The organism is Kocuria sp. NPDC057446, from assembly GCF_042802875.1.
GTDB lineage: Bacteria > Actinomycetota > Actinomycetes > Actinomycetales > Micrococcaceae > Kocuria.
Genome location: NZ_JBHVDI010000107.1, coordinates 1 through 13025, shown reverse-complemented (window position 1 = coordinate 13025; position 13025 = coordinate 1). Strand labels below are relative to the sequence as shown.

General features: G+C 74.9%; 13 protein-coding genes. 5 read left to right on the top strand and 8 right to left on the bottom strand.

The features are described 5' to 3' along the window. Nucleotides 1-85: 85 nt before the first annotated feature. The 7 genes from ACFU0Y_RS12815 to ACFU0Y_RS12785 all read right to left on the bottom strand — a co-directional run bounded on the left by ACFU0Y_RS12815 (nt 86) and on the right by ACFU0Y_RS12785 (nt 5750). A complete protein-coding gene (locus tag ACFU0Y_RS12815; RefSeq protein WP_380214916.1) occupies nt 86-583 on the bottom strand; it encodes an SRPBCC domain-containing protein in 498 nt (165 codons plus the stop codon). A gap of 14 nt (nt 584-597) precedes the next feature. Further along, nucleotides 598-960, bottom strand: a complete 363-nt coding sequence (locus tag ACFU0Y_RS12810; RefSeq protein ID WP_380214915.1) for an ArsR/SmtB family transcription factor — start codon at nt 958-960, stop codon at nt 598-600. 91 nt (nt 961-1051) lie between these two features. Further along, entirely contained in the window at nt 1052-2026 is a 975-nt protein-coding gene (locus tag ACFU0Y_RS12805; RefSeq protein ID WP_380214914.1) for a hypothetical protein, read from the bottom strand. A 111-nt stretch (nt 2027-2137) separates the two neighbouring features. Beyond that, nucleotides 2138-3034: a PP2C family protein-serine/threonine phosphatase gene (locus tag ACFU0Y_RS12800; protein WP_380214913.1), complete on the bottom strand. Its 897-nt coding sequence runs from the start codon at nt 3032-3034 to the stop codon at nt 2138-2140. After that, on the bottom strand, nt 3031-4188 hold the full coding sequence (locus ACFU0Y_RS12795; RefSeq protein ID WP_380214912.1) for an adenylate/guanylate cyclase domain-containing protein: 1158 nt from the start codon (nt 4186-4188) through the stop codon (nt 3031-3033). Before ACFU0Y_RS12795 ends, ACFU0Y_RS12800 begins: the two co-directional genes overlap by 4 nt. A gap of 3 nt (nt 4189-4191) precedes the next feature. Then, the gene (locus ACFU0Y_RS12790; protein WP_380214911.1) at nt 4192-4863 is read right to left on the bottom strand and encodes a hypothetical protein; all 672 of its coding nucleotides are present in this window, start codon (nt 4861-4863) and stop codon (nt 4192-4194) included. Between the two features lie 2 nt (nt 4864-4865). Continuing rightward, nucleotides 4866-5750 (bottom strand): biotin--[acetyl-CoA-carboxylase] ligase, encoded by an 885-nt coding sequence (locus tag ACFU0Y_RS12785; protein WP_380214910.1) that lies wholly within the window; start codon nt 5748-5750, stop codon nt 4866-4868. 221 nt (nt 5751-5971) lie between these two features. On the opposite strand from ACFU0Y_RS12785, the gene ACFU0Y_RS12780 reads away from it, so the two are divergent. The 3 genes from ACFU0Y_RS12780 to ACFU0Y_RS12770 all read left to right on the top strand — a co-directional run bounded on the left by ACFU0Y_RS12780 (nt 5972) and on the right by ACFU0Y_RS12770 (nt 8243). Beyond that, a complete protein-coding gene (locus ACFU0Y_RS12780) occupies nt 5972-6274 on the top strand; it encodes a YciI family protein (protein ID WP_380214908.1) in 303 nt (100 codons plus the stop codon). Nucleotides 6275-6432: 158 nt separating this feature from the next. After that, complete coding sequence (locus ACFU0Y_RS12775; RefSeq protein ID WP_380214906.1) at nt 6433-8016, top strand: acyl-CoA carboxylase subunit beta; 1584 nt, start codon at nt 6433-6435, stop codon at nt 8014-8016. After that, a complete protein-coding gene (locus ACFU0Y_RS12770; protein ID WP_380214905.1) occupies nt 8013-8243 on the top strand; it encodes an acyl-CoA carboxylase subunit epsilon in 231 nt (76 codons plus the stop codon). Before ACFU0Y_RS12775 ends, ACFU0Y_RS12770 begins: the two co-directional genes overlap by 4 nt. Before the next feature lie 99 nt (nt 8244-8342). Here the strand turns inward: ACFU0Y_RS12770 and ACFU0Y_RS12765 are convergent, their stop codons facing one another. Further along, a complete protein-coding gene (locus tag ACFU0Y_RS12765) occupies nt 8343-9596 on the bottom strand; it encodes a CynX/NimT family MFS transporter (protein ID WP_380214904.1) in 1254 nt (417 codons plus the stop codon). Between the two features lie 41 nt (nt 9597-9637). Between ACFU0Y_RS12765 and ACFU0Y_RS12760 the strand changes: the two genes are divergently transcribed. Both ACFU0Y_RS12760 and ACFU0Y_RS12755 read left to right on the top strand, forming a co-directional pair. Further along, a complete protein-coding gene (locus ACFU0Y_RS12760; RefSeq protein WP_380214903.1) occupies nt 9638-11377 on the top strand; it encodes a DUF885 domain-containing protein in 1740 nt (579 codons plus the stop codon). A 73-nt stretch (nt 11378-11450) separates the two neighbouring features. Further along, nucleotides 11451-12950, top strand: coding sequence for a dicarboxylate/amino acid:cation symporter (locus ACFU0Y_RS12755; protein ID WP_380214902.1), 1500 nt, complete (start codon nt 11451-11453; stop codon nt 12948-12950). Nucleotides 12951-13025: the final 75 nt, after the last annotated feature.

Here is a 13025-nt window from a genome sequence, read left to right as displayed (position 1 = left end):
GCCCCGGAGACCCGGGGCGGCGCCGTCGTCGTCCGGCCCGGCCCCCCGCTGCCGGAGGGCCCCGGACCGCCGAGCGGCAGGCGGCTCAGCGGGAGACGGCGCCGGCGAGGAGGCCGTCGATCTGGCCCATGGCCTGCCGCATGCCCTCCTCCATGCCCATCGCCGACATCTGCTCCAGCTGCTCCGCGCTCTCGAAGGTCGAGACCGTGGTCATCCGCGTCCGGCCGTCGACGGCCTCGAACGTCACCACGCCGTGGGTGGCGCCGAGGGTCGGGTCCGGCTCGCCGTCCTCGTCCGCGAAGCCGTCGTCGAACTCCAGCCGGTGCGGCGGGTCCACCGCGGTGACCGTCCACCAGCCGCGGGCCTTCTCCCCGTCCGGACCGGTCATGTAGTAGCGGCACCGCCCTCCCTCGGCGAGCTCGTGCTGCTCGAAGGTGGCGGGCCACTCGGGCGGCCCCCACCAGCGCTCGAGCTGGCGCGGGTCGGCCCAGACCTGCCAGACCCGCTCGACGTCCGCGGCGAACTCCGCCACGAACGTCAGGGTCAGCGCCTCCGTGTCCTGGTGCACGTCGATGACCGGCATGTCCTGCTCCCTTCCTACTGGGTCCCCCGGTCCCCGGGGGGTGCCTCCTCGGCGAGGAGGTCCTCGATGGCACGGGCACGCCCGCGCCAGATCTTCTCGTAGTCCTCCAGCAGCCCGGCCGCCCGGCGCAGCGCGGCCACGTTGCCGTGCACCACCTGCTCCCGGCCGCGGCGCTCCTTGGTGATCAGGGCGGCCCGCTCGAGCACCGCCACGTGCTTCTGCACGGCCGCGAAGCTCATCCGGTAGTGCCCGGCCAGCGCGGAGACCGACTGCTCCTGGCGGAGCACCCGCGTCACGATGTCGCGTCGCGTCGTGTCCGCGAGGGCCCGGAAGACGCGGTCGACCTGCTCGTCCGTCAACTCTTTTTCTACAACCATTTGGTTGTATGTTATGCCCGGGCGCCGTTCGGGACAAGAGGGTGGTGCCCGTGGGCGGAAGATGACCTCCGCGACCGCCGCGCGGGGCCCGTCAGTAGAGACCCGCCGGGCCGGTCAGGTGCCGGTGCAGGCCGTGGGCCACGATCGTGTTGCCCAGCGCGTTCAGGTGCCGGCGGTCCGCGGCGACCACCGAGCGCGGGGGCAGCCCCAGCTCCAGCCACCGGCGGTCCGCCCCCGAGCTGCCGATCCGGTGGGGCCGCAGACCGGGCAGGGACCACAGGGCGGGATCGCGCAGGTCGGCCATGGTGTCGTAGAACCGGCCGCCGTACTCGGCCCGGAGGGCCGCGTTGACGCCGCGCACCTGTTCCCACCCCGCGGCCCCGGGCCGGTCGGCGGCGGTGTGCCAGTGGCCCATCACCACGGTCGCGTGCGGCTCGACCCGCCAGGCGGCGCGGGTGTCGGAGAGGACCCGGTCGGGGTCCTCGATGTTGTTCTTGCCCGTCCACAGCAGGTGGACGTGGCCCCGGTGCTCCTCCTCCAGCGCCGTGCGCCACCGTGCGGTGTGCGCGGGGGCCACCTCGAGCGCCGCCCCGGGGACCGTCCGGCGCAGCACCACCTCGCCCTCGTCCCGCCCCACGGCCTGGATCGTGCACGGGAGCCCGGAGACGGTGCCCGGGATCTCCAGGTGCGCGCTCGGCACCCGGCCGTCCACGGTGGGCACCACCAGCGGCCCGTGGGCCGGGATCAGCCCCACGCCGTAGCCGGAGCCCAGCCGCGGCAGGTAGGGATGGGCGCTGCTGCGCATCGAGAGGGTCTGCCACGAGCGGTCGCCGCTGACCGCGCGCGAGGTCCCGCGCGTCTCCAGCAGCTGCGAGAGCAGGTCGTCGATGCGCACCGCGGGAAAGCCCCGCGGGCGGTCCAGGTGGAGCGCGCTGGCCGCCGAGGAGGAGCCCCACAGCACGAACGGGCGCCGGCCGGAGGAGGGCTCCGCCAGGGCGCCCCCGAAGGCCCCGGAGGCGGCGAGCACCAGACCGGAGAGGACGAAGGAGCGGCGCGAGACGACCATGTTCTCAAAGGTAAACAGCGCAGGTGGGGGACGGCCTCCATGTGACACTTCATGATGCCCCCCACTTCGGGGGACGTCCGGAGGACGCGCCGCCGGCCCGGGGTGCGCGGCTCAGAAGCCGGGGGCGTACTCCCCCGGCTGCACGGCGTCGGCCACGATGACGGTGACGTTGTCCCGGCCGCCGGTGCGCAGCGCGGCCTGCAGCAGGACGTCGGCCGCCTCCTTCGGGTGGGGCACCGAGGCGAGCACCCGGGCCATGTGGGCGGGGCTCAGCTCGTTGGTCAGCCCGTCCGAGCACAGCATCAGCCGGTCCCCGTGCCGGGCGGGCAGCACCCACACGTCCGGCTCCCAGACCTGGCCGGTGCCCAGAGCCCGGGTGATCACGTTGCGGCGCGGGTGCACGAGCGCCTGCGCGGAGGTGAGCTGCCCGATGGACACGAGGTACTGCACCTCGGAGTGGTCCACGGTCAGCTGCTCGATCCGGGGCCCGCCCTCGCCCTCGCCGGCGCGCCCCCCGGGCTGGGGCGCGACCAGCCGGTAGGTCCGGGAGTCCCCCGTGTTGAACACGACCCACAGCATGCGCCCGTCGACGGGCAGCAGCCACACGCCGGTGACGGTGGTGCCCGCCCGGCCCTCCACGGCGTGCTGGATGTGCTGGTCCGCCTGCCACAGCACGGAGCGGACGCGGCGGACGGCCTCGATCGCGTCATCGGGGATCTCGGGGTCCAGGCGCAGCTCGCGCTCCACGACGGCGCGGAACCGGGCGATGTCCCGGGGCGGCTCCGGCTCGAGGACCGGGAAGTCCCGGAAGTCCTCCAGCTGGAACAGGGGGGACGCCCCGAGGGTCCGCACGCACAGGGCGCTCGCCACCTCGCCGGCCTCGTGCCCGCCCATGCCGTCCGCCACGGCGCACATCGCGGCCGTGACCACCAGGGCGTCCTCGTTGGACTCCCGGCGCAGGCCCCGGTCCGTGGATGCGCCCGCGCGGATGACGAGGGGTGCGCTCATTCGAAGTCGACCTCCAGCCCGGGACCGGCGCCCTGGGAGAGCGCGACGGGCTGGACGTCGCCGAAGCCCCGCACGTTGCGGGTGGGCTGCGGCAGGAGGATGAAGCGGTCGTCGCCGGAGAGCACCGCGGCGGTCGAGGCGTCCACGAGCACGGAGCCGGGCTCGGTCAGCGACACGAGCCGGGAGGCGAGGTTCACCGTGGGGCCGTAGATGTCCCCGAGCCGCGGCAGCACGCGGCCCCAGACGAAGGCCACGCGGGCCTGCGGGAGCTCGGGGTCGTCCCGGATGGCGCGGGCCAGGGCCAGGGAGATCTGGGCCCCGCCCTCGGGGGTCTCGGCCAGGAACATGACCTCGTCCCCGATGGTCTTGATGAGCCGGCCCCCGCCCACGGCGATGACCTCGGCGCAGCGGTTCTCGAAGCGCTGCACGAGGTTCGCCAGGGTCCGCTCGTTCATCTGCCGGGACAGCGAGGTGTAGGAGACCAGGTCCGCGAAGCCCACCCCGCGGGCGAGCGGGAGGATCGAGGACGCCCCGTCGTCGGACGTGGGACCGGTGGCGGTCGAGCCGTCCGGGCGCTCCACACGCATCGCCAGCCGCTGCACGGCGGCGTTCATCTGCCGCCGCCACGAGTAGACCAGCAGGTTCTCGATCGCGTCGATGAGGTCCGGGAGCAGGTGCAGCAGCTGCCGGCGGGCGGCGGCGTCGGTCATGCCCCGGTGGACCACCATGTCCTCGACGAGCGCCTCGACCTGCCACACCACCATGCGGTCGGTCATCTGCCCGATCGAGCGCACCAGGGACAGGGCCGCCTCCTCGGTGACCTTCTCCTCGAGCACCATGGTGGACAGCACCCGCAGGGCCTCGGAGTCCTGCTCGGTGAACCACAGGTCGTCGTCGGAGAGGTTGGGGAAGCCCAGGGCCCGCCACACCTTCCGCGCGGACAGCAGGGACAGGCCGCCGCGGCGGGCGGCCTCCCGGCGGCGCAGGTCCCGCTCGGAGCCCAGCAGGGTCTGCTCGAGGGCCTGCACGGCGGCCTTGGACTCGTCCGAGCGGTAGAGGTTGGCCTGGACGGGATTGTGCAGGTTCAGGTTCAGCTGCGCCGTCTGGGGGCCGAGCTCCGGCTCTTCCTGGCTCTGCGGGTCCTCACTCGCCACACGTCACTCCTGTTCCTGGTGGACGGTCCGCCGGCTCCACGGTCGGCGCGGGGCGGCGGACGGGCCCGGGCGTGGTGCCACGACCGCGTCGCGGTCCACTCTAGTGGGACGCGGCCCCGGCGCACCCCCGCCGGATCCCGGCTCCCCGGCGCCGCCGCCGGCCGCCCACTCGTCCTCGGCGGCCCGGCGGATCAGCCCGGCCAGGCGCTGCGCCTCCGGGGCGGACTCCAGGCGCAGGCCGCCGAGGGGCCCGAAGTCGGCCACGACACGCCCGTCGCGCCGGCCCAGGGCCGGGCTGCGCCGGCGCTCCACCGAGACCCGGCGCAGCTGGTGCAGGGGCAGCGACACGGTCCGCCGGGCCCCGCCGGGGCGCAGCAGCACGAGGTGGCGGGTGGTGAGCACGTAGCGGGTGCGCCACCAGCGCAGGAGCGGGCGCAGGCAGCTGCGGACCACCACCCAGCCGGCGGCGACCAGAAGCGTGAGCTCCACCCCTGCGTGCACGGTGAGCCACGGCTCCGCGACGGGACGCCAGCGCAGCTCGAGGGCCCGCTGGGCGAAGGACAGCGCGAACACCGTGAGCAGCAGCACCAGGAACGGCCGGGTCAGCCGGGCGCCGTGGGCCCGCGTGGACACGAGCACGCGCTCCCCGGGCTGCAGGGCGGGACGGGCGGGCACGCTCAGACCGTCCCGGGGGCGTCCGGGGCCGGGCGCAGGTGCACCACGTCGCCCGCCGTCACCTCGCGCCGGGTGCCGCCGGGTCCGCGCACCAGCAGACCGCCGTGCTCGCCCAGGCCCGTCGCGGTGCCCGTGACGGGCGCGGCCCCGCCGGGGAGCTCGGCGCGCACGGTGCGGCCCAGGGTCTCCATCCGCTCGGTGATCCGCCCGCGCAGGGCCCCGCCGGGGCCCACGGCGGCGGCCGGGTCCACGCAGAACCGCCGGTAGTCGGGGACGAACCCGGCCAGCACGGCCCGCAGCACGGCGGCCCGCCCCACGTCGCGGCCGGTGGCGCGGCGGACGGAGGTGGCCGTGTCCACGGGCAGCTCCTCCTGGGCCACGTTGATCCCCGTGCCCAGGACCACCGCCGGCGGGCCCCCGCCGTCCAGTACGAGGCCGGCGAGCAGGCCGGCCACCTTGCGCCCGTCCAGCAGGACGTCGTTGGGCCACTTGATCCGGGCCCCGGCCGCCGCGAGCCCGTCCAGGGCGTCCACCACGGCCGCGGCCATCAGCAGCGTCAGCCAGGGGAAGTGCCGGGTGGGCAGCGGCCGCCCCCGCCCGTCGGCCGGGCGGAGCAGGACACTGAAGGTCAGCGCGGTGCCGGGCTCGGTGGTCCACACCCGGTCCAGCCGGCCGCGCCCGGCGCTCTGGTGCCCGGTGAGCACCAGCGACAGGTCGGTCCACGGCCGGTCCGGGCCGGACCCGCGCGCCTGCCGGGCGACGGCGGCCGTCAGGTGCTCGTTCGTGGAGCCGACCTCGTCGAGGACGTCGATCCGTCCCAGCCCGAGGTCGGCCAGGGCGGCGAGCACGGCGGGCTCCCGCAGGTCGGCGGCGCGGGGGTCGGGCACGGTTCTCCTCGGGTCGGTCGTGGCGGGCCGGTACGGCACAGGCCGGTCGTGGCGGGCCGGCCGTCCGCCTCGGCCGGTGGCCGGGCGGTCGGTGCTGTCGGGCCGGGCGCCGTCCGCGTAGTGTTCGGACCACATCCACAGTAGTAGCCCGGTTCCCCGGGAACCGGCTGGACGGTCCCGTCCGGCCGGCGGGGACCGCGGCACGACCCTCAGGAGCCACCGTGAGCGCAGCCGAGAACCGCACGACGTTCGCCGTCACCTACGTCTACGGGGGACCCGCCGACGTCCTGGCCGCCCGCCGCCCCGAGCACCGGGAGTACCTCGGCGGGCTCGTGGCTCAGGGACAGCTGCTCGCGTCCGGCCCCTACGACGACGACGGGGCGCCGGGCGCGCTGCTGGTCTTCGCCGCCGAGGACGCCGCGACGGTCGAGCGGCTCACCGACGAGGACCCGCTGGTGCGCCACGGGGTGGTCACCGAGCGGACCGTCCGCCCCTGGAAGGTGGTCCTCGGCCAAGTCGGCTGAGGCCCGCCGGGCGTCCCCCGCCCCCGGGCACGGAATTTGTAGGAGTTCTACAACGGAGGCCCCCGCGGACGCGGACTAGAGTGAGCAGGTCCCCTGACCACCCCGGACCGGACCGATCGGCCCGCCGGGCCGGCCGCGTACCAGACCACGAGGTGCCTGTGACCCACGACCTGACCACCACCGCCGGCAAGATCGCCGACTTCCACGACCGCAGGGCCCGCTCCGAGGTCCCCGCCGGGCAGGCGGCCGTCGACAAGCAGCACGACCGCGGGAAGAACACCGCCCGCGAGCGCGTGGAGATGCTGCTGGACGAGGACTCGTTCGTGGAGTTCGACGCGCTCGCGACCCACCGCTCGACCGCCTTCGGGATGGCGGCGAAGAAGCTGCCGGGCGACGGTGTGGTCAGCGGCTACGGCACGGTGGACGGGCGCCTGGTGGCGGTCTACTCCCAGGACTTCGCGGTGTTCGGCGGGTCGCTGTCCCAGGTCAACGGGGAGAAGATCGTCAAGGTTCAGAAGTTCGCCCTGCGCAACGGCTGCCCCGTCATCGGGATCAACGACGGCGGCGGGGCGCGGATCCAGGAGGGCGTGGCCTCCCTGGCGATGTTCGCGGACATCTTCAACATGAACGTCCGCTCCTCCGGGGTGGTCCCGCAGATCTCCCTGATCATGGGCCCGTGCGCGGGCGGGGCGGCCTACTCCCCGGCCCTGACCGACTACATCGTGATGGTCGACAAGACCTCGCACATGTTCATCACCGGCCCGGACGTCATCAAGACGGTCACGGGCGAGACGGTGGACATGGAGACCCTCGGCGGGGCGCGCCAGCACAACGCGACGACGGGCACCGCCACGTACCTCGCCGACGACGAGCAGGACGCCTTCGACTTCGTGCACGAGCTGCTCGAGTTCCTGCCGGCGAACAACCTGCAGGAGGCGCCCCTGCTGGACCACGACCAGGAGGACGAGGTCACCGACGAGGACCTCGCCCTGGACACGCTGGTCCCCGACTCCGCCAACCAGCCGTACGACATGCGAGCGGTGGTGGAGGCGATCGTCGACGACGGGCACTTCCTGGAGATGCAGGCGCTCTACGCACCCAACGTGATGATCGGCTACGCCCGGGTCGAGGGGCACACCGTGGGCGTCGTGGCGAACCAGCCGCTGCAGTTCGCCGGCACCCTGGACATCGCCGCCTCCGAGAAGGCGGCCCGGTTCGTGCGCCACTGCGACGCGTTCAACGTCCCGATCCTCACCCTCGTGGACGTGCCCGGGTTCCTGCCGGGCACCGACCAGGAGTTCAACGGCATCATCCGGCGCGGCGCCAAGCTGCTCTACGCCTACGCCGAGGCGACCGTCCCGCTGGTCACCCTGATCACCCGCAAGGCCTACGGCGGGGCCTACATCGTGATGGGCTCCAAGAAGCTCGGCGCGGACATCAACCTGGCCTGGCCCACCGCGCAGATCGGCGTGATGGGCGCCCAGGGGGCCGTGGAGATCCTCTACCGCCGGGACCTCAAGGCCGCCGCGGACAACGACGAGGACGTGGAGGCGCTGCGCGCCGAGCTGGTGCGCAAGTACGAGGAGAGCCTGCTCAACCCGTACCAGGCCGCGGAGCTGGGCTACGTGGACGCGGTGATCTCCCCGTCCGAGACCCGGGTGCAGGTGCTCAAGGCCCTGCGGGCGCTGCGCGACAAGCGCGCCACGATGCCCACCAAGAAGCACGGGAACATCCCGCTGTGACGCCCCGCGAGCCCGTCGAGGGCACCCCGTCCCTGCGCTTCACCGCCGGCAGCCCCACGCCGGAGGAGGTCGCCGCCGTCACGGCCGTGCTGCTCGCGCGCCGGGACGCCGGGGACGCCGCCTCGAGCGGCGCCCTCGGGCGCCGGGACCAGTTCCGCCGGATGCGGCTGGGCCTGCGGCTGCGCCCGGGCGGCGGCGCCTGGCGGCGCACCCGCCCGGAGGAGTGACCCGAATCGCCCGGGCGACCCGGCAGGACGTGAGCGCCGGCCGCGCCGGTGGCCCGGCGGAACGGGTGCGCCGGCCCGGGTGCCCCCGGGTGCGGGCGCTCACGGCTCCCGCGGGATCCGCCGTGAGACGGTGAGCGCCACCGCGATGCCCGTGAGGGCGAGCACGGCCGTGACCGCCCACGTCAGGTCCCAGCTGCCCGTCGCCTGGGCGACCGAGGCGACCGCGGGCGGACCGGCGAACTGCCCCAGGGCGTTGAGCTGCTGGCCCAGGCCCAGCGTGGTGGCCACCGTGGTGGGCGTGGGGGCGACCCGCATGAGGGTCGCGATCGCCGTGGTCGGCACCACTCCGCCCACGGCGGAGAAGACGAGCACCGCGCCGTACCGGACGCCGAAGCGCACCTCCTCGGCCAGCAGCGGAGCGATCCCGAAGGCGACGACGGCGGCCAGGCCCAGCACCGCGAAGCCCGCGCACCACAGCACCACGGGGCGCACCCCGCGCTGCAGCGCGCGGCCCGCGCCGAGGTTGCCCAGCGCGTTCACCCCCGCGGCGAGGGCGCTGAGCCCCGCCGCGGCGCCCGCCGCGATCCCGGCCTCGGCGTACATGGAGGGCAGGAACTGCACCACCCCATTCCACTGGGCCGTGTAGAGCCCGAAGATCAGCGCCACGAGCCACGGCCCCGGCGCGCGCAGGGTCAGCCCGAGGCGCTGCCGCACCCCGTGCACCACCACGTGGGCCGGGTCCCGCGGGAGCACCACGAGCACCATCAGGCCCAGCGCCGCGGAGCCGGCCGCGGCGGCCGCCCACCAGGTGCGCCAGCCGAGGGCCTCGCTGAGCAGCCCCCCGAGCAGCAGGGAGAGGGCCGCGGCGACCGGGATGTGGCAGCCCCACAGCCCCACCAGCAGCGACACCCTCCCCGGGGCCACGGTGCGCCGGATCAGGGCCGGGGCGCAGATCGACACGAGCATGAACCCGACGCCCTCCAGCACGCGGGAGCCCAGCAGGGGGCCGTAGCCGGTGGAGAGCAGGCCCGTCAGGGAGCCCGCGGTGAGCAGGCCCAGCCCGAGCACCAGCCCGCGGCGCAGGCCGATGCGGTCCCCGGACAGGCCCACGAGCACCCCCAGGAGCATGCCGGCCACCTGCACGGTGGAGAGCAGGAACCCGCCCTGCACCAGGCTCAGCCCCAGTTCCGCGGAGAGCACGGGCAGCGCCGGGGCGAGCTTCCACACGTGCAGGGCGCCCACCACCCCCGCGACCACCACGAGCAGGGCGGGTCCGGTCCCGGCGGCGCCCGAGGGCCCGGCCGGGACGGTGGCGGGTGGCACGGAGTTCGCGCGCGGCGCAGGAGCGGGCATGCTCCGCAGTCTAGGGAGCGCCCGGCGCTACTGTGACGTGCATGACCCACCTCCCGCCCGACCCCTCGTCCACCGCCGGCCCCGTGCCGGGACCGCTCGGCGGCGGACGGCGCGAGCCCACCGCCGTCGACGCCGTGGCCGAGCGCTGGTTCGCCCGCACCATGGAGCTGGACCCGGCGCAGGCCACCGTGCACGGCTTTCCCGGGCACGAGACCGAGTACCGCGACTTCGGCCCCGAGGGGCTCGAGGCGCGGGCCGACGCCGCCCGCCGGACGCTGGCCGAGCTCGAGCGCACGCCCCCGGCCGACGACGTGGACCGGATCACCGGCCACGCCCTGCGCGAGCGCCTCGGCCTGGACCTGCTCCTGCACGATGAGGGGCTGCGGGGCTGGGAGGTCAACAACATCTCCTCCCCCGTGCAGGAGATCCGCGAGGTCTTCGACGACCTGCCCCGGCGCACCGCCGAGGACTGGGCGCACCTCGCCGGCCGGCTGCGCGCCGTGCCGGGCGCCGTGGACTCCTACGTCCTGGGTCTGCGGCACGCCCGCTCCCTCGGCCGCTCGGCCTCCGCGGCACAGCTGCGCAACGCGGCCCGGCAGTGCACCGGCTACGCGGCCAGGAACGGCTTCTTCGCCCGCCTGGCGGGCGGGCCGCAGGTCCCGGAGGCGCTGCGGCCGGAGGTCTCCCGGGCGGCCGAGGCGGCGCGGCACGCCTACCGGGGCCTGGCCGCCGCGCTGCAGGAGCTCGCCGCCGAGGCGCCCCGCACGGACACGGTGGGCCCCGGCGTGTACCGGCTGCGCCTGCAGGAGTTCCTCGGCGCCGTCCTGGACCCGGCCGAGGTCTACGCGTGGGGGGTGGAGCAGCTGCGCACGGTTGTGGCGGAGCAGGAGCAGCTCGCCCACCGCATCGCCCCCGGCGCCACGGTCGCCCAGGCCGTGGCGGCCCTGAACGCGGACCCGGCGCGGCAGCTGCACGGCACCGACGCCCTGCAGGCGTGGATGCAGGACCTCTCGGACGCCGCCGTGGAGGCCCTCGCGGACACGCACTTCGAGATGACGGCGCCCATGCGCCGGCTCGAGTGCCGCATCGCCCCCACCCACGACGGCGGGATCTGGTACTCGATGCCCAGCGCCGACTTCTCCCGTCCCGGGCGGATGTGGTGGTCGGTGCCCGAGGGCACGGCGACCTTCACCACCTGGGAGGAGACCACGACCGTCTACCACGAGGGCGTCCCGGGCCACCACCTGCAGTTCTCCACCGCGCTCGCCAACTCGGGCGAGCTCAACCGGTGGCGGCGGATGGGCGTGTGGGTCTCGGGCCACGGGGAGGGCTGGGCGCTGTACGCCGAGCGGCTCATGGACGAGCTGGGCCACCTGCAGGACCTCGGGGACCGGATGGGGATGCTCGACTCCCAGCGGCTGCGGGCGGCGCGGGTGGTCTTCGACGTCGGCTTCCACTGCGGCTACCGCGTCCCGGCGGAGCTCGGGGACGCCCTCGGGGGGGCCCGCCCCGGGGAGGTGTGGACGCCCGAGGACGGCTGGCGGTTCCTGCGCTCGAACATCGTGATGGCGGACCCGATGCTGCGCTTCGAGTGGATGCGCTACATGGGCTGGCCCGGGCAGGCCCCGTCCTACAAGGTGGGCCAGCAGCTGTGGGAGCAGGCGCGGGAGGCGGCCCGCGCGGCGGCGGGTGCGGACTTCCGGCTCAAGGACTTCCACACCCGGGCCCTGCGCGTGGGTTCGGTGGGCCTGGACACCCTGCGGTACGCGCTCGACCTGTGATCCCCGTCATCTTGACGTCACATTTCGTCACCGTCATTCGGTGTTGTATATTTCCGCGTCCTATCGTGGGCACATGATTTCCGCAGAAAGCACTCGCCGGCTGCCCCGATGGGCGACCTCCTTCGGCCCGCAGATCGTGCTCGCCCTCCTCCTGGGCGTGGTCCTGGGCACCGCGGCCGACCGCCTCGGCGGCGACCCGGCCACGGACCCCAACTGGCTGATGACCGCGCTGGACACCATCGGCACCAGCTACGTCAGCCTGCTCAAGGCCGCCGTGGTCCCCCTCATCGTGACCGCCGTGATCTCCTCGATCGCCAACCTGCGGGAGGTCTCCAACGCCGCCCGACTCGCGTGGAAGACGCTGCTGTGGTTCGGGATCACCGCGCTGATCGCCGTGACGGTCGGCCTGGTGCTCGGGCTCGTCGTCCAGCCCGGGGCGGGCAGCGGCGCCGCCGCGCCGGCCGAGGCGTACACCGGGACGCAGGGCTCGTGGCTCGGCTTCCTCACCGGCCTGGTGCCCGCCAACTTCCTGGGCCTGCAGGTCTCCTCCTCCGTGGTGGACCCGGAGACCGTCCAGACCTCCCTGGGCTTCAACGTGCTGCAGGTGCTCGTGGTCTCGGCCGCCGTCGGCATCGCCGCGCTCAAGGTGGGGGCTCCCGCCGAGCCCTTCCTGGCCGTGGTGCGCGCCGCGCTGGCCGTGGTGCAGAAGGTGGTGTGGTGGATCATCCGCCTCGCCCCGCTGGGCACGCTCGGGCTGATCGGGCGGGCCGTGTTCGAGTACGGCTGGACCTCGATGGGCGGACTCCTGGCGTTCGTCGCGACCGTCTACGCCGGCCTCCTGGTCGTGGCCCTCGTGGTCTACCCGGCGCTGGTCAAGGCGCACGGGCTCTCCGTCCGGCAGTACTTCTCCGGGGTGTGGCCGGCCGTGCAGCTCGGCTTCGTCTCCCGCTCCTCGGTGGGCACCATGCCCCTGACCCAGCGCGTCACCGAGCGCAGCCTCGGCGTGCCGCGCGCCTACGCGTCCTTCGCCGTGCCGCTGGGCGCGACCACCAAGATGGACGGCTGCGCCGCGGTCTACCCCGCGATCGCCGCCCTGTTCGTCGCGCAGTTCTACGGCATCGAGCTGGACGTCACCCAGTACGTGCTGATCGCGCTCGTCTCCGTGCTGGGCTCCGCGGCGACCGCCGGCACCACCGGGGCCACCGTGATGCTCACCCTCACGCTGTCCACGCTGGGCCTGCCGCTCGACGGCGTGGGGCTGCTGCTGGCCGTGGACCCGATCATCGACATGGGCCGCACCGCGCTCAACGTGGCGGGCCAGGCGCTCGTGCCCACGATCGTCGCCCACCGCGAGGGGTTGCTGGACCGCCGGCTCTACGACGCCCCGCGCTCGGGCGACCCCTTCGTGCCGGAGGACGCCGCTCCCGAGGGCACGGACCCCGCCGCCCGGGCCGGCACGGGCCCCGCGCCGGGCACCGAGGCCGGCTCCGGCACGGACGCCGCCCCCGGGCCGCGCACGGAGCACGCCCCGCAGCCGCGCACCGAGGACGCCCCGGCGGCCGCGGCCCGCTGAGCCGCGGCACCGCCACCGTGACTCCCGCGGGGGGCGGGGAACCGACGGAATGCTCGACGCATTCGGCCGGTTCCC